Origin of the sequence: Carnobacterium sp. AT7, from assembly GCF_000171855.1 — a bacterium.
Taxonomy (GTDB): domain Bacteria; phylum Bacillota; class Bacilli; order Lactobacillales; family Carnobacteriaceae; genus Carnobacterium_B; species Carnobacterium_B jeotgali.
On the sequence record NZ_ABHH01000029.1, the window covers coordinates 1 to 16,343 of the forward strand.

At 34.0% G+C, this 16,343-nt stretch carries 14 protein-coding genes and 1 pseudogene; 4 read left to right on the forward strand and 11 right to left on the reverse strand.

Features of this window, described 5'->3' with window-relative positions; translation table 11 throughout:
• Positions 1 to 665 (reverse strand): response regulator transcription factor (locus tag CAT7_RS09675; protein WP_007725069.1); only part of this gene is annotated, 665 nt, incomplete at its 3' end.
• A gap of 279 nt (positions 666 to 944) precedes the next feature.
• Here CAT7_RS09675 and CAT7_RS09680 point away from each other — a divergent pair.
• The 3 genes from CAT7_RS09680 to CAT7_RS09690 all read left to right on the forward strand — a co-directional run bounded on the left by CAT7_RS09680 (position 945) and on the right by CAT7_RS09690 (position 2,585).
• Positions 945 to 1,259 carry a PadR family transcriptional regulator gene (locus CAT7_RS09680; protein ID WP_007725073.1) on the forward strand — a complete coding sequence of 105 codons (315 nt, stop codon included), beginning with the start codon at positions 945 to 947 and terminating at the stop codon, positions 1,257 to 1,259.
• 2 nt (positions 1,260 to 1,261) lie between these two features.
• Positions 1,262 to 1,804, forward strand: coding sequence for a DUF2812 domain-containing protein (locus CAT7_RS09685; protein WP_007725074.1), 543 nt, complete (start codon positions 1,262 to 1,264; stop codon positions 1,802 to 1,804).
• Positions 1,805 to 1,982: 178 nt separating this feature from the next.
• Complete coding sequence (locus tag CAT7_RS09690) at positions 1,983 to 2,585, forward strand: hypothetical protein (protein WP_007725077.1); 603 nt, start codon at positions 1,983 to 1,985, stop codon at positions 2,583 to 2,585.
• 49 nt (positions 2,586 to 2,634) lie between these two features.
• Here CAT7_RS09690 and CAT7_RS09695 read toward each other — a convergent pair whose 3' ends face one another.
• On the reverse strand, positions 2,635 to 3,465 hold the full coding sequence (locus CAT7_RS09695) for a squalene/phytoene synthase family protein (RefSeq protein ID WP_007725080.1): 831 nt from the start codon (positions 3,463 to 3,465) through the stop codon (positions 2,635 to 2,637).
• A 325-nt stretch (positions 3,466 to 3,790) separates the two neighbouring features.
• On the opposite strand from CAT7_RS09695, the gene CAT7_RS09700 reads away from it, so the two are divergent.
• Positions 3,791 to 4,414, forward strand: a complete 624-nt coding sequence (locus CAT7_RS09700; RefSeq protein WP_007725081.1) for a trimeric intracellular cation channel family protein — start codon at positions 3,791 to 3,793, stop codon at positions 4,412 to 4,414.
• A 254-nt stretch (positions 4,415 to 4,668) separates the two neighbouring features.
• On the opposite strand, the gene CAT7_RS12710 is transcribed toward CAT7_RS09700, so the two are convergent.
• From CAT7_RS12710 to CAT7_RS09745, 9 genes and pseudogenes are all read right to left on the reverse strand, one after another.
• A complete protein-coding gene (locus tag CAT7_RS12710) occupies positions 4,669 to 4,785 on the reverse strand; it encodes an IS3 family transposase (protein ID WP_155860443.1) in 117 nt (38 codons plus the stop codon).
• Positions 4,786 to 5,156: 371 nt separating this feature from the next.
• Positions 5,157 to 6,428 carry a cytosine deaminase gene (locus tag CAT7_RS09710; protein WP_029278233.1) on the reverse strand — a complete coding sequence of 424 codons (1,272 nt, stop codon included), beginning with the start codon at positions 6,426 to 6,428 and terminating at the stop codon, positions 5,157 to 5,159.
• A 16-nt stretch (positions 6,429 to 6,444) separates the two neighbouring features.
• The gene (codB, locus tag CAT7_RS09715) at positions 6,445 to 7,695 is read right to left on the reverse strand and encodes a cytosine permease (protein ID WP_007725089.1); all 1,251 of its coding nucleotides are present in this window, start codon (positions 7,693 to 7,695) and stop codon (positions 6,445 to 6,447) included.
• 526 nt (positions 7,696 to 8,221) lie between these two features.
• Positions 8,222 to 8,689 (reverse strand): annotated as a pseudogene (locus tag CAT7_RS09720) (GNAT family N-acetyltransferase); the annotation flags it as partial.
• Positions 8,690 to 9,095: 406 nt separating this feature from the next.
• Positions 9,096 to 10,193 (reverse strand): GGDEF domain-containing protein, encoded by a 1,098-nt coding sequence (locus CAT7_RS09725; protein WP_007725092.1) that lies wholly within the window; start codon positions 10,191 to 10,193, stop codon positions 9,096 to 9,098.
• Positions 10,194 to 10,255: 62 nt separating this feature from the next.
• The gene (locus tag CAT7_RS09730; protein ID WP_007725093.1) at positions 10,256 to 10,978 is read right to left on the reverse strand and encodes an EAL domain-containing protein; all 723 of its coding nucleotides are present in this window, start codon (positions 10,976 to 10,978) and stop codon (positions 10,256 to 10,258) included.
• 145 nt (positions 10,979 to 11,123) lie between these two features.
• Positions 11,124 to 12,974 (reverse strand): hypothetical protein, encoded by a 1,851-nt coding sequence (locus CAT7_RS09735; RefSeq protein WP_007725096.1) that lies wholly within the window; start codon positions 12,972 to 12,974, stop codon positions 11,124 to 11,126.
• Positions 12,971 to 15,181, reverse strand: a complete 2,211-nt coding sequence (locus CAT7_RS09740) for a glycosyltransferase (RefSeq protein ID WP_007725098.1) — start codon at positions 15,179 to 15,181, stop codon at positions 12,971 to 12,973. Before CAT7_RS09740 ends, CAT7_RS09735 begins: the two co-directional genes overlap by 4 nt.
• Positions 15,178 to 16,230, reverse strand: a complete 1,053-nt coding sequence (locus CAT7_RS09745) for a bifunctional glycosyltransferase family 2/GtrA family protein (RefSeq protein WP_007725100.1) — start codon at positions 16,228 to 16,230, stop codon at positions 15,178 to 15,180. Before CAT7_RS09745 ends, CAT7_RS09740 begins: the two co-directional genes overlap by 4 nt.
• Positions 16,231 to 16,343 lie beyond the last annotated feature (113 nt).

Consider the following 16,343-nt stretch of genomic DNA (forward strand, 5'->3'; position numbering starts at 1 on the left):
ACCTCCAGCGAATAACCCACACCACGAGTGGCAACTATTTTCACGTGAACATCCAGTTCTGCTAATTTTTTTCGCAAATTACTTAAATGTACCCATATACTGTTCATTTCAATATCCGAATCCCAACCCCAGATACGTTCTATCATTTGGTCGGCTGAAAAAATTTGTTTTGGATTTTCCATTAATAATTGCAAGATTTGACATTCTTTATTTGATAACTTTATCTCGTCTTGACCATTGCTGATACGCATAATATCTTTGTTCAATTCTAAGTCTTCAAATGTTAAATTATTCGCTTGTAAGACCGTTTTCCGGCGTGTCATAGCCCGTATACGCGCTAGTAATTCTCCCATCGCAAATGGTTTGGTTAAATAATCATCTGCTCCTAGATCCAGCCCATCGATTCGATTCTCGATAGCGGACTTTGCGGTCAAGAGCAAGATTGGGGTCTGATTACCTTCACTTCGTAATTTTTCTAAAACTTCCATTCCAGAAAGTTTCGGCATCATGATATCAAGAATAATCCCATCATATTCAGCCAAAACAGCATACTCATATGCATCTTTCCCATCATGAACGCTATCGACAGTGTAGCCTTCATTTTCCAAAATCACTTGAATGGCACGAGCTAATTCTGCTTCATCCTCTGCTATCAACAACCTCATTATCCAGACCTCCTCAAACCTTCTTTTGATTAGCATATTCTACTCTGCTAAGATGCGCAAGAACATTTATTTTCAGTAAATTTTCTTAGCATCACTCTGTATCTATTCTTTTATTTACGTTCATACATACTAAAAAGGGTGTAGATAAGCTTTAATCTGATTTATTGTTTTAACGATCTGGCAACGATAACTATATCGCGGTACGATACTTTTATCTTGCTAACTATATCACACCGTGATATAGTTTAACTAACAAATACATCGAGGTGTGATATAGTAATGGATACTAAATTAAAGAAGTCTTATTTTCCAATGACTGAAACAGCATTCTATATTCTTTTATCTTTAGCTACACCTAGACACGGATATGCGATTATTGATCATGTTGAACAACTGACTAAAAAGCGAATTTCACTAGGACCAGGAACCATTTACGGAACGTTATCAAAGATGAAAAAAGATGGTTTGATCGAACCGGTAAAAGAAGAAAACAATCGAAAGATTTATCAAATCACACGATTAGGAAAAGAAATTTTAGAGATTGAGAAAGCTCGAATCAAAGAACTTTATATGAATTCTAAGGGAGGGATATAATTATGGAGAAAAAAATCTTTAAGTTTATTACAGTAGATCAATTAGAAAAAGAGCAAGAGTTTTTGCATGATATGGATTTAAAAGGTTGGCATTTTAAGTGTTACAAGAACTTAAGGTACCATTTTGAACAAACTCCTCCAGCGAATTATGTTTATCGGATCGACTACAAAGAAACACTAGAAGATCTAGATGAGTATCTAGCTATTTTTGAAGATGCAGGTTGGGAAGTGGTTTACTCTTATCCTATATTTCAAGGCAGTTGGATTTATTTTAGAAAACTTAGCACGACTGAATCTCGAGATCTTGAAATTTTTTCGGACAAGGATTCGATGGTTGATTTATTGAAAAAAGTAAGAACGCACTGGACTCGATTTGGAACAGCTATGTCACTTTTGTTGCTTTTTTTTACAATCTTAAATTTATTTGTCTCCAGGTCCCTTATTAGTGGTGTTATAACAGCTCTTTTTTTCTTTGTTATTGTAATTCTCTACGTAAAGCTTTTCATTAATCTAACTAAAAAAATCAAACAACTAGAGCAGAATTAAGATCTTTATTTGATTGTTTTTGAAGAATACGGTATCTCTTACGAGCAAATAAAATGTATTTCAGGTCGTAACCAATTGATTGCAACATATAATTCAAATTAAATATCAACCATCCTCTATCTCTTGATGATAGAATATAAGAGTAACTAAAATAGGCTAATGAAATGAGGTGCTTTACATGAACACAAATAATAGCGATAAACAAAACAGCCATCTTGATTTAACCGATCCAGATGTAAAAGAAATTTTTTCCCTCTATAAAAATCACGAGGAAGTTCCTTATATTTCACCGAAACGCAACTTGAAAGAGTGGTTAGATTTGGTGAGTATCAGTTCCGAAAGCTTAGTTCCTAAACGAAACATGATGCGGTTTAAAGAAGACATCCTTCCTGGTCATCTTATTTTGTTATGGCGTATTCAGTTCGGCACGTTTACAACTAGCAGCGGCTACCCTAAATATTTTGAATATGATTATGGCATCAATGCAGAACAAGCTCTTAAAGAAGTCATCAAAAAAGGGTACGCAAATCAGTTGTCGGCGATGGATTCTTTGCCCTACTTAAACGCTGCACAACTAAAAGCCGTCTTGAAACAATTTGGACTTAAAGGGTACTCTAAGTTGAATAAAGAAGGACTTATGGAACTAGCTCAAGCAGAGTTGACAGAAGATCAAATCAGTCCTTGTTTTACTATCAGAGGCTATAAAATCACCCAAGCTGGAACAGAGATCCTTGCTAACTATCCAGAAGTCGTTGATCGTCACCCTAAAAAGAAGTATTAATCTATTGTATAAAGAAGGCACTCTCAAACGAGAATGCCTTCTTTATACTTTATTTTTCATCTACTTCTTTTTGAACTTCTTTAACGGTCTGCTCTACTTCTGCTCGGGACATTTTTTTCTCCCCTTTTTTCATAGCTGCTAAACTTTTATGCGCAAAAGCAAGCGGCAAGCGACAAAACAGAATCGTACTTTTTTCATTAAGTGTCTCAATATAAGCATCCGCTTGTGCTAAATTCTCATCTGCATATGCAAACAATTGATCTCTTGACCAATCATCTGGAACAAAGCTGACACTACGTTCTTCTTTATCTTCTTTTTGGTTACGCAAAATGTTAACAATTTGAAGCCCACGACCAAACTCAATCGCAAGTTCTTCATTTGTTTCTTGGCCATAAGACCAGTTCCACAATTTAGAAAGGTAAACACCAACACAACCTGCAACATAGTAAGTATAGTCGTCTAAATCTTCTTTTGTATGTACTTGCCAATTTTCTTTTGCCCATTTTGCCATACCAAATGCCATTTCACTAGCTGTTTCCATCATTAATGAACGCGAACCTTCTGGACATGCTTGAATCCAATCGACTAAGCGAATAGACACTTCAGGTAATTGCTCTTTTACAGGAGCGATAATGTCGCAATACTCCTCTTGTGTAAATGGTCGTTTGAAGAGCTCGCTTAATTGCATTAAAAGATCAAATTTGGTCGTATTTTGAATACTCTCATGGTCTTCAATCTCATCTATTGCTCGTAAAACTAAGTAAGCAGATGCAACTGAATATTTTAAATCTGCTTTCAAAAAAGTAATAGGAATATAAAATGTTCGGCTAGTTTCTTTTAAAACTCGCATGGCATCTTTAGGGTATTTCTCTTTGTTCATTATTTCGCCGTCCTTTAAACTAAATTATCTCTATTATACAGAATATATCAAAAAGATTCATAATGCTACGGAACAAATTAAGAAAGAAATTAGAATTTTTTATGTTTTTATGTGTTATCCATAAAATTTTTGGATTTATCTGAATGTAATGCTACAATAACACTCTATTTATTGTTAACATTCAGTTAAATAAATTGGTTTTCTAAGGAATTTTTTTAATCTACGTATGAAGAAGTTCTCTGTATTAAAGAGTGTTATTTTACTTTATAATTCTTTCGTACTAAAATAAGGAATAAGTATACATCATAGAATAGGAGACTTCGAAATGACAGATGTGACATGGGAAGTTCTCAATATTATAGGTACAATAGCCTTTGCTATAAGTGGGGCTTTTATTGCCTTAGAAGCAAAATATGACATATTAGGAGTTTATATTTTAGGTTTTACAACGGCTTTCGGTGGAGGGCTTATCCGAAATTTGGTCATTGGGATTCCAGTTCAAAATATTTGGATGCAAAGTACTTTATTTAAGTTTGCATTCTTAACTATTACGATAGTTTTGATTCTACCGAGTATCTGGGGAGGCCTTTGGAAAAAAAGCATCGTGTTTTTTGATGCAATTGGTCTAGCCGCATTTGCTATTCAAGGCGCCAATTATGCCGTATCTATGGAAGTTCCCATAATTGCAGTCGTTCTTGCTGCTATTATGACTGGTACTGGTGGTGGAATATTACGAGATCTATTTGCTGGACGTAAACCGATGATTTTCTATTCAGAAGTTTACGCTTTATGGGCTGCCATTGCTGGTTTAATTATTGGTTTGGATTGGATAAGAGGTCCGTATGTCGTTATTATTTTATTTATTTCAATTGTCGTTTTAAGAATCTTATCAGCTTACTTTAATTGGAACCTTCCCCACTATTTCAATTTTAAAAAAGAAAGAGAATAGTTCTGTTTAAAAACATTTTATAAAGAGTATGCGAAACTAATAAACCTTTGGTAATGATGTTTAACTGTAAATTCTTAGAGTTTATACAGTATTATTAGTTTTTTATTGACAAAAACTTTCTTTCAAAAAAATATATTGACCCTAAAAAAATCAAGCTTTTTTCGGAGTAGTTCATTCTACTCCATTTTTTGTATTTTCAAATCTCTCACTGTTATTTAAGACCTTAAGGCAGATGTGTCTGCAAAGATATTTATTTATAATTCTCTATATTGACTTGGACTCACCCAGTTCAACTTTCCTTTCATTCGTTTAGTATTGTAATAGCCGATATACTGTTTTCGCCTCATTAAAACTCCGATAAACAGTTTCATAATAGTTTTCTTGTTTTAAAATACTAATTTTTTTCCATAGGGGAACTATCCAAACAGTTTCCCTTGCGAGACATGCTTTGAAAAATGCCTTGTTTTTCAAGTTTGCGGGTATCTACTTTCATTTGATAATCCCATCCTTGTACTTGAGAACAAGCTTTCATATCACATTTTTTAGTTAAAAACCGATATTTTCCATCACCTGCTACATAAAATCGAACAATTTGCATTTTAATATACAGCTGTATTTTGACATAAAAATAACCCCTAAAAGTTAGTTTTTTCTAACTTTTAGGGGTCACTATCTGGACGGGCTTTTTAATTTTTATCCTATGACTGTCTTTTTTTGAAGATTTTTTTTTTTCGTCCTTACTTCAGCGATTAAATTGCACAGGTTCCTCGAATCCGTCTACCAATGACCAAGTTTCGCTTAATTTGGTTTCTACAATTTTTTTTCCACTTCTGTAAGAGTAGCGGACCGGTACTTGTCTGCGGATGGCTTCATATTCATTCTCAGCCGGAAGAACGATAAAGTCAGCTGGCTTTCCTTCTTCAATGCCGTAACGTTCTTCAATGTGCAGCGTTTTTGCACTGTTAATCGTGATCAGATCCATGGCATTCATGATCTCTTCATAGCCTGTCAACTGTGTCGCATGCAGCCCCATCAACAGAACTTGCAGCATATTTCCTGTTCCCAACGGGTACCACGGGTCATAAATGTCGTCATGACCGAAACAAACCGTTAAATCGGCTTCCAACAATTCTTTAACACGTGTCAAGCCTCGTCGTTTCGGATACGTATCAAATCGCCCTTGTAGGTGCATGTTGACCAACGGATTAGAAACAAAACGAATATCAGATAGTTTCAATAGGCGGAATAATTTAGAGGTATACGCGTTGTTGTATGATCCCATTGCTGTTGTATGGCTGGCAGTTGTACGTGAGCCCATTCCTCTTTCGTAAGCTTCTTTTGCAACAACTTCCACAAAACGTGACTGTTCGTCATCAATCTCATCGCAATGGATATCAACTAGACGATCATATTTTTCAGCCAGATCAAAAGCAATTTTAAGCGATTCTACGCCATATTCTCTAGTGAATTCATAGTGCGGAATGCCGCCCACTACATCAGCTCCCATTTTCAAGGCTTCTTCCATCAGTTCTTTTCCATTTGGATAAGATAAGATGCCTTCTTGCGGGAATGCAACGAGTTGGATGTCGACATAGGGTGCCATTTCTTCTTTCACTTCCAGCATAGCTTTTAAGGCCGTCAAATTGGGATCCGTAACATCCACATGTGTACGTACGTACTGGATTCCTTGAGCAATCTGCCATTGCAGGGCTTTTTTTGCACGTGTTTTAACATCTTCATGTGTTAGAAAAGCCTTGCGTTCAGACCAACGCTGGATGCCTTCGAATAATGTTCCGCTTTGATTCCATTCCGGTTCGCCTGCTGTCAAAGTTGTATCTAAATGAATATGTGGTTCAATAAACGGCGGAAGCACCAGTGAACCGTTGACATTCAAAACATCATTTATTTTTTCTACAACCTCTAGTTGCGGTTCAATACGGGTAAACATTCCGTCTTCTATCGTGATTTGCCAAAGTCCTTTTTTTCCTTTTAGAGCTGCATTTTGAATAATCATATACTCCACACTTTCATTAATTATTTTTTTCAAACCTTAATGCTGCCTTAGTTACCGGTAGTTTCATCAGTCCTGTATAAACCACAGCTGTTCCCACTAATGCGTTGAGTGGTGTGATTCCCGGTGCGAATTGGGCTAAAGCTACACCGATAGCCCAAGCTAGAAGAGCTATCCAGTTGATTGGTACAAAAGTCGCTTCTTCAAATCTGGTATAGTTGCGGTGTTTCACAAAAAAGTAATCTGCAATAATGATTGCTCCAATAGAAGGAATAGCCGCGCTCAGCAAGTTCAAAAAGCCGACAAAATTAGTGTACATCCACATAGCTAATACAGTTCCAATAATTCCATTCACAAAAACCCAGAATTTTTTAGAGATTTTCGTAATATTAGCAAATCCTAAACCAGAAGCGTAAAGTGCATTATCATTGGTTGTCCAGATATTCAAAGCCAGTACCAAAATTGCCGGTATTGTCAGCCCTTGCAAGAATAGGACTTCTGAGATATCTGAAAGCCCATAAACCATTGCCCCCACAGCTCCAAATAGGAACATCAGTGAGTTACCCAAGAAGAAAGCTGTTGAGGTAGCTGCAACAGCTGACCGCGAAGTTTTTGCAAAACGTGCAAAGTCAGCTGTCAACGTTCCGCCACTGATAAAGGATCCGATACAGATAGTCAAAGCAGCCGATATTGTTAAACTCGTTTTTGGTTCATAGTCGAATAACGCTCTCAGTCCGCCCATGGTTTCTATTGCTTCTATGGCAGAGTAGCTTCCTAAAATCGCAATCAAAGGAACCGCTATAAAGCTTAGAATCACCAGCGACTTCATCCCATAAAGAGAAGCCAGAGTGATAACCATCCCGAAGATAAAAATCAACAAGTAACTATTCCAGCCCATTTCTTTTGCAATCGGAACAGCAAACATCGCCACACCGACTCCAAACCATCCTACTTGCGTAAAGCCCAATAAGAAGGATGGTAAGTACGAACCTTTCTCACCAAACGAGTACTTTGCCAGCAAGTGGGTAGACAATCCCATTTTAGCTGCAATGTGCGCCAATGTTCCGGTATAAAGACAAAGTGCCAAGTTTCCCAACAGAATGACGAGCAAAAATTGAGAGAAAGTCAAATTTAATCCCAATTGCCCTCCTGCTAGCATACTGGCTGAAAAAAAGGTAAAACCCAGCATTACAGCCATTGTTTTTGCAAAAGAATTACGGCTCGTTTGCGGTACCGTTTGTAATGAAAACTCTGTATCGATTTTCTTCATGTTGTTCCTCCCATTTCTATGGGTACCAAAAGCACAAAAAGAGGCTGAATATCAGTTTTCCTGACATTCAGCCTCTTTCTTTAATCTAAGAGAAAAGTGTATACATATACACCTGCACACATTTCTCTTAGATTTTATCCGCTTCCTTGTCAGTCTCTCTGGACTGGTTTAAAGGTACCTGTATTTAATTAAGTTTATTATTCCAGAAAATAGTTTCTCTGTCAACTAGAAAATTCCCCACTAAGATGTCTAAATGTAATGAACTGTATACAATTAAGACAAAAGAGCAGATACGACAACCGTTCCCTACAGGAACAATGTAGTGAAAAGACTTTTAACAAAAAGATAGAGCGAGAAATGTGTGCCCCTCTTCCTTGAATAAACGAAGATGATAATTGATGCGTTAGAAGATTTGGGACTAAACGCTTTTCGTCCCTTTCGCATAGAACACTTTACTTGACATGTCTACAAGCACCTCCTATTCCTCCGAAAATTTCAACTAAGCTAGTTAACTATTCTATCAACATTAAAAATTATACAACTTTTCTTTTTCCCAGTCTGCTTTAAAGATAGAGTAAGTTGCTATATCACAAAGGTTTCCCTCGTTATCTTTTGCTCCTTCTCTTTTAATTCCCTCTAAACTCATTCCAACCTTTTTCATAACTTTTCCAGAACCTGAATTTTCAGTATGGTGACTGGCTTCTATTCTATTAAATCCAACACGCTCAAACAAAAAGTTTTTTACAGCAGTAAATGCTTCAGTCATAATTCCTTGATTCCAATAGTTCTTAGACATGCAATATCCAAACACTGCACATTCAATGTCACTATTTATATCGACGACATCGATAGTTCCTATTACTTGTTGGTTGTCTTTTAATTCTCTACACCAACGATAGCAATCCTCTTGTTCCAATTCTTTTTCCCAACTTGAGATGGCGTTTTTTGTATCTTCGATTCTTTTATGCGGCTTCCATGTTAAATATTTTGTTACTTCCTCATCACTTGCTCAGTTATGATACATATCTTCCGCATTTTCTATCGTAATCCTTTTCAAGACTAAACGATCTGTTTCTATTTGTTGTGTCCCTATGTTTTTCATATAATCATTCTCCCCCAGCATAATTTTTCTTTATACACATAATACCTGATATATTTATACTCTTCACTATTCTCATTAGAAAAATAAAGCTTTAGACTCATGATTTATGCTTGCGGCTGCAGTGAATTGAAATAGTTTGCTTACAAATGTAAAAAAAAGAGAACTGCTATATATAAGCAATTCTCTCTGGATAATATAGAAATGGGCTCTTAGTTTTTTTGAAAATAGCCAATCAGAAAACAATATTATTTTCCAATAAGTTATTCTTTCTGTGGATGGAAATAAATTTACTTATAATCTACTCATTTTCCATTGTTGCTCCAATTACTTTGTTTCTCCCTTGATCTTTAGCCATGTATAAACAACGATCGGCTAGTCGAAAGAGTTTCTTCATATCTTTTTTTTGAGTAGAGGCAGCCAAACCAATCGATACAGTTATATAAATACCAGCTCCATTTTCTAATAAGAATTCTTTACTTGCTACACTAGCTCTGATTTTTTCAGCAGTCTTTTTTTGTTCAACATATGGCAGGTTGTTTAAAATTATACAGAATTCTTCTCCGCCAACACGATAGATCAGCTCATTGTCAGGAGCTCCAACTTGCAGGATTACTGCTAACTGTCGCAAGATAAAGTTTCCATTCGCATGTCCATAAGTATCATTGATCCATTTAAAATGATCAATATCCAACATCATAAAAGCAGTCGTAGCAATTGATTTATCCGCTTGAATCGTTTGCCATTTTTTATTAAATACTCTCATGTTGTACAATCCTGTCAAGTAATCCATTTGTGCTTGTTCTTGAATCTCTAAATACAAATGAAGGTTCTTTATCAAGTCTTCTATAAAAGCAGTTACTACAATAACTACGATACTCGAAAGAATCAACAAGCTGATGCAAATAAGAGAACTCAATAAAATATCATCATAGAAAAAAAACAAGTTTAAAGTAATCGCTGAAACACAAACCACATTAAGCCATGATAAAACAGCGTATTGATTAAACCGTTTCGTTAACTTACTACAGACATACGGCAATAAAAGACCCAGCACAATATACATAAATGCTGTTCGAGTCGAAGCAGGATTGACTCCCAATAACAAACGCAACACTGAAATCAAAAAAGCTGTTGGAATAGAAACTGTAGGTCCAAAATAGTAAACCAACAAAATTAAAATAATATGTCTAAAATCTATTATCGCTTCTTTAGGCAAGTTAACCGAAAAAAGCATTAAAATAAAATTTGTCATACTAGCTATTCCAATCATTATCAACTTTTTCTGCAGGTTAAGTGTATATTTTTTTTCTTTTGGAATCAATTTAACAAATATATAAGATGCTGTACAGAGAATCGAAATATTGGCAATAACACTCAAGAAAACAGATGACAGCATAAAAAAACTCCTTCCATCAGCCAGTCACAGAGAATAATAAAGTAAAGAAATTCAGTAATTACTTAACAACACTTTTTTATATTTTTTGAAGGTTTTCCAAAATAGTAACCTTGCTGAATCAAAATTCCTTGTTCTTTCAATTCATCACTTGTTGCTTGATCTTCAATACCTTCGACGATAAAACCGAGATGATAGTCTTCTGAAAATTGTTGCCACGCGTTCAAGAAAAGATGCAAGGTTTCTTCATTTAAATCTTTTTTAGCACATTTTACAATTGAAAATTTAATCTGATCTAGATAAGGAACATATTTTAAGACCTCATCTAAAGAATTCATACCTGAACTAACATCGTCCAATGCAATACAATAACCTTTTGCCTTAATTGATGCAAAAATAGAGTGGAATTTCTTATCAAACGTTAAAGAATCAACAGGTTCAATTGAAGCAGCAAATAATGGTGCTTCTTCTGTTATTTCGATGATCAATTGTTTAGCATATGGCTGCATGTTAGTGAAAAAAATATGGGCCTCCGGGTAAAATAATTGTTTTGGTGCAAAATTAATAGAAAATTGAATCGCTGGAAATGACTTTAACAACTGCACCAGTTCCTCTTGAAACCATACTAAAAATTGTTTGTGCTCTTCTTTATTATGAATAATGTTATCCATTTTCACTGCTGGATAATACGGATTTTGTTCTTTATTTCTTAATAAAATTTCATATCCAACAATTCGATTGTCTTGTACATCGAATTTAGGCTGGAAGTGAAGTTGAAATTCATCCATTTAAAGCCCTCCCCTTACTACTACTTCAATCGGTCATTTACGTAAGATAATAAGATGGCGCTACGTTTTTCATGTGACTATTTAAAATAGAGAATGGCTAAGGTTATAAATCACACTGAGTTCATAAGGAACAGTTAAATCTAATCTATCTATTATTATAATTAGCAAGTAACTCCTCAGAACTATAAACCTGCTGCTTTATATTGATATTTAGAATTTTTTTAGCTAAGGCATTAAAAGTATAGTGTTCGTCAATTACTACTATATAATCATAATTGGATAAAGTGGATATAAATTCTTCGTCTGAAATAATAAAGTTTTCAATTGCATCCACCTGATTTGAGTATAAGTAATATTTCCCTACATACTGAGTATAATAACTATCAATGCTTTCTTTATCTGCACTTACTATCAAATAACTAGCATTGTTCAAAACTTGGTTATCTCCAGTAATGTTTTTTATCAAATAAGGTATTTCATTCTCATAATTTTTATTACTGAACATCATCCCATTGCTTTCTGATAAAATTAATCCTGTAGAAAAGAATAACAATAAAATCGAACTGTATTGATAATATTTTTTTGTTTTGATACTTTTATAAGACCTATGATTTCGCATAGCAATAGTTTGTTCATAGAGAAGAGAATCCATTTCTTGTACAAGAGTTATAGACAGAATCCCTAAAGAAAAAATAACCATACTTGAAGCATATCTTTCAAACCCTGCTAATACTAAAGCTTCTTCTATAGGCATAGAAAATAAAAACATTCCTAGTATCCCTATATAATATAGAATAACTATAGCATCCGTCAAAAATAGCATCTTAATCAAGCTATTCTTTCTCTTAAATCCTACTCTAATAATTAAATATGCCCCAATAAAGATTACATTTACGAATATAATTCCTTGAGTAGATAAACTATGCCAATCTATAACAGTTGAAGTGAAAGTGTGTATAATCTGAGTGGTTATCTCGTTTGTTTTTTCTGCAAATATATCTTGATAAGAGCTAATATTCACACTATGTTTAGATACTTCTTCTGTAAATGTGTTTTTTACATGTACTTCCCATAATATAAACGTGGAAATAGAAAACATCACTGTTGAGCCAGTTCCCACAACTAGGAGTATTATTTTAGACTGTTCTTTATTGAAATTTTTTATGCTGGTGTACAAATAATAAATCAGCACGATCACAACAAAAAATAATCCGCTATTTTTAACAATAGCTAAAACTGATAATAACAGGATTGTATGAATCGAAGAAAGCAAAAAGTTTTTTCTCAACACATAAATGCCTGAAACAGCCGCTAGTGCTAACAGTGGCAATATAAAATCCACTAATAAGTTATTCATCCTAATAGCTATATTAAAATAATTAAATAGTGCTATAGTCAAAAATAGACTACTTGTCATAAGCGTTCTAGAAGAATCTCGTATAACTGAAAATAGAGAATAGAGTGCAGCCATAATAAGCATAAACTGTCCTAGCAACATAACGCCTTCATGATAACCAACAATTAAAGTAACATAATAAACAAACAGAGAAGATCCAATAGGATAGGATGTGAAGCTAATAATCCCTGTTGTCGCTGTAGGTAATGAAGCTTCTGTAATAAGGTACTTGACGATTACAGCCCAATGAGAAAAATTGTCATAGTGAACAAGACTGGATTGCAATAGAATAACAGAAAAAATCAAAAAATAACCGATCATCCATATTCTAGTCAAATCTAACGAAAAGAGCCTAATTTTACTATCATTTTTATCTCTAAATAGGTTCACACTAAAAAGAAGTAGCCCGATTAGAAACATAGCAATTGCAGTGCCAGATAAAAATCCTAATAAAGAAGCAATATACAAAACGATTATATTTGCACAAAAGACAACAATTAAAGACAGCTTTGATGGATAGCCAAACTTTCTTTCAATGTAAATTCGATACCCATACGTTGACAAACAAAACAGAAAAAAACGTAATACTATAATGATCATCTTTTGTTTCTCCAATCCTTTAATAAACTATGAAAAGCACTATCCTCAATTAGTTCATCTATATTCTCTACTAAATAAACATAATTCCCTGTACTTAAATCAGACACAGATAACGTAAGTTTAAACAGTACGTTTTTATATAGAACATCCATTTGTTTCTGCATGATATCTACACTATCACTTTGTATAACCATTGTCTGAAAATCAAATTCTTTTAATACTACAGAAGTATTCTGAATTTCAATGCTTTCATGCAGGGTAATTATTGGAAATTTAGATAATTTTTTGGGAGCAGCTATTTTTTTAATTGAAAAATGGTGCATAAAATTGTCTATTAAACCATCTAAAGGTGTTAGCCACACATCATGCTTCTTAGGCAAATATTGATTACTTCGATCATAAACCAATTGAAAATAGGCTTGTTTATTAGCACGTTCCGGTTTTTCAATCCAAACGCCATATAGCCACCCATCAGATTGTTCCATCAATCTGGCAATTTTCCCTCTAACCTCTACACTATTTATTTCTGTTTGTATGACAAAATTGAGCCATTCATCAGGTGGGAAATAAATTGGTTCTTCAGAAAAGAATGACAGCCCTTCTTCTGATATGTTTGTCGTATAGAGTGAATAACTATGGTTTAAGCAAGTTATCGTTATCGCTTCTTTGGCATAAAACCTTTCGAATTTACGATAAATTGGCCGGCCTAGAGAGAATAAAACGGCATATGCAAGATTCACTATATGATGTAATAACCAGAACGTAATAACACTGCCATACAATAATTCCGAACCGTATTTTCCATAATTAAATTTAACTAAACCGTAAAGTGAAAGGAGCAGCATTATTAGATGCGGAACTACAAATAACAATTCATATCGTGATTTGTTCACTGACTTTTTCGTAACCTTGAATTTTTTTTCTGTGATTCCAATAGACTCTAAAAATACAGGTATTACTAAATAAGGTGCAAAGATTGTTTCCTGTATCTCTCCCCAACGTTGCGATCTTATTTCGCCCGAGACGCTGGTCATAGCACTTTGTAATAAAAAATAACTAGGAAGCCAAAAACACATTAATATCCAAAAATCAGTATCAACTACACGAATGTTGAATACAGTAAATAAAATTGGAGCAAATACATACAAAAGACGCCTAAAAAATGACCACCAATACAAATAACTATTTAGAAAAACCAATTTCTGATTCCATTTAAAATTAGGATTAGTTAATATGCGTAAATTATAGATACTACGGATAACACCGCGTGCCCATCTTACACGCTGGTTCAAGACGCTTTGAAAATCAGTTGGGGTCAGCCCACTGGCCATTGGTTCAAGCGTTGAAATACTTCTATAGCCGCAACTATTTATTTTTGCCCCTAATTGAAAGTCTTCTGTAATCGTATTGGTTGGAAAACCGCCAGCCTCTTCAATCGCTTGTCTTAGGATCAATGTATTTGATCCTGTGTATATAGCTGTATCATGTGCATTATTTAATACATTTACTTCTCTAGAAAAGAAATCTTGTTCATTAGCTATTGAATTTTCTGAGAATAAATTATATTGAAAAATATCGGCATTGTAAAAACTTTGAGGGGTTTGAATAAAACCAAGGTGTTTATGATTAGGGTCATCTTTAACCTTGAAATCTTCCATAAAATAAGGAACGGTTTCCATTAAAAATTTTGAATAAGGTATCATATCTGCATCAAAAGTTGCAACTAATGGGGAATTCGTCATACTTAATGCATTATTCAAATTTCCTGATTTTGCATGCTTATTGTTTTCAAAACCTGCATATCCCACATTGAATTGTTTTGCCAATTCCTTAACTTCTTTTCTATTAGTATCATCAGATAAATAAATATGAACTTTTGAAGGATCAGGGTATTCCATATGAACACAGGCATTAACCGTTTTATATAATAAATCTACATCCTCATTGTGTGTTGCTATTATTACGTCTACATGCGGGTATGCTTCATTTTCTAGTACCGGTTTTTCCAATATTTTTTCTTTGCTCTTACTCCAAATCAAAATAAATGCTGTGAAATTTGAAACGACTTCACTCACCCAAAGTGCTATACCAAAAATAAGGGCAAATAATGATCCTGATAAAGGTAACGTAAAGAACAGTCTCCACACTAAATAAATGACTGAAAATAGAACAGCTGCTAAATAAAGTATCTTTTTATTATCTTTCATTTGACCACCTTATGAAAAACCCATTTTTTTTGAACATAAAAACTAATGACGAATAGTAATAAATCTATCACTACCTTTACTAGCGTAGGATTAAAATCCATTAGCACATTATGTACCAATGAAACGAATAAACTTGAGATAAATGTTTGTATAATAACTAGACCATAGTATTTAATAAAGCTATTAGAACTACCATTCTTAAAGACGATATAATTGTTTACCAGATAATTAAATAATGAAGATATACTGCGCGCAATATACGAAGCTATCGTGATAGCTTGAAAATTACTTTCTCCTATAAAATAAATAATTAAAGAAAAAATACTGATATCAATAAAAAAAGAAAAAACAGATGAAAAAAGATATTTAATAAAAACGGCATAAATAGCAATCGAATCGAACAAAGCATGAAAATGAGACGATTGATTTTCTTCAATGTAAACTGTTTTAATGGGCACTTCTACAATACGTACCTGTTGCTTTTTCGCTTCCAACAACATGCTCATTTCGTACTCAAATCTGTCACCTGAAGTATTTACTAACTGCTCCATAAAGAAACGGGGAATAACTCTTAATCCCGTTTGAGTATCTGTTAATTTAATTCCTGTTATGACTTTCATTATTCTCCTTGTTAGAAGATTTCCAAATTTACTTTTAAAAGGTACCTTCCCATCAAAACTTCTTACTCCCATAATTAATGCATCTTTATGAACATTAAAAGCATCAACACAAAAGACCATATCCTTGTATCGATGTTGTCCATCTGAGTCAATCGTGACGATTCCTTTAGCCTTTTCAAAATGCTTCAACACATAGTTCATAGCTGTCTTTAAAGCTCGTCCTTTACCAAAATTCTGTTCATGCGTTAGAACGATACAGTCAAATTTATCTTTTGCAATTTGAAAATACTTTTCAAATGCAATGCCACTCCCATCATCTACAATCACGATTGGTATTGTAACTGATTGCCTTGATCTAATAGTTTCCAACAAGCTTAGGAGCTTTTCATCTGGCTCTAAAGATGGTATGACAATTACTATATTTTCCATAATATTCCCCTTTAATTAACTAAGGTTTAAATTCTCAGCCTTTAACTTTCAAAAAATCATTGGATTCTTCAAAAATTAGATTCTTTTATTTATAGCACAGACTTTTTTTTTAT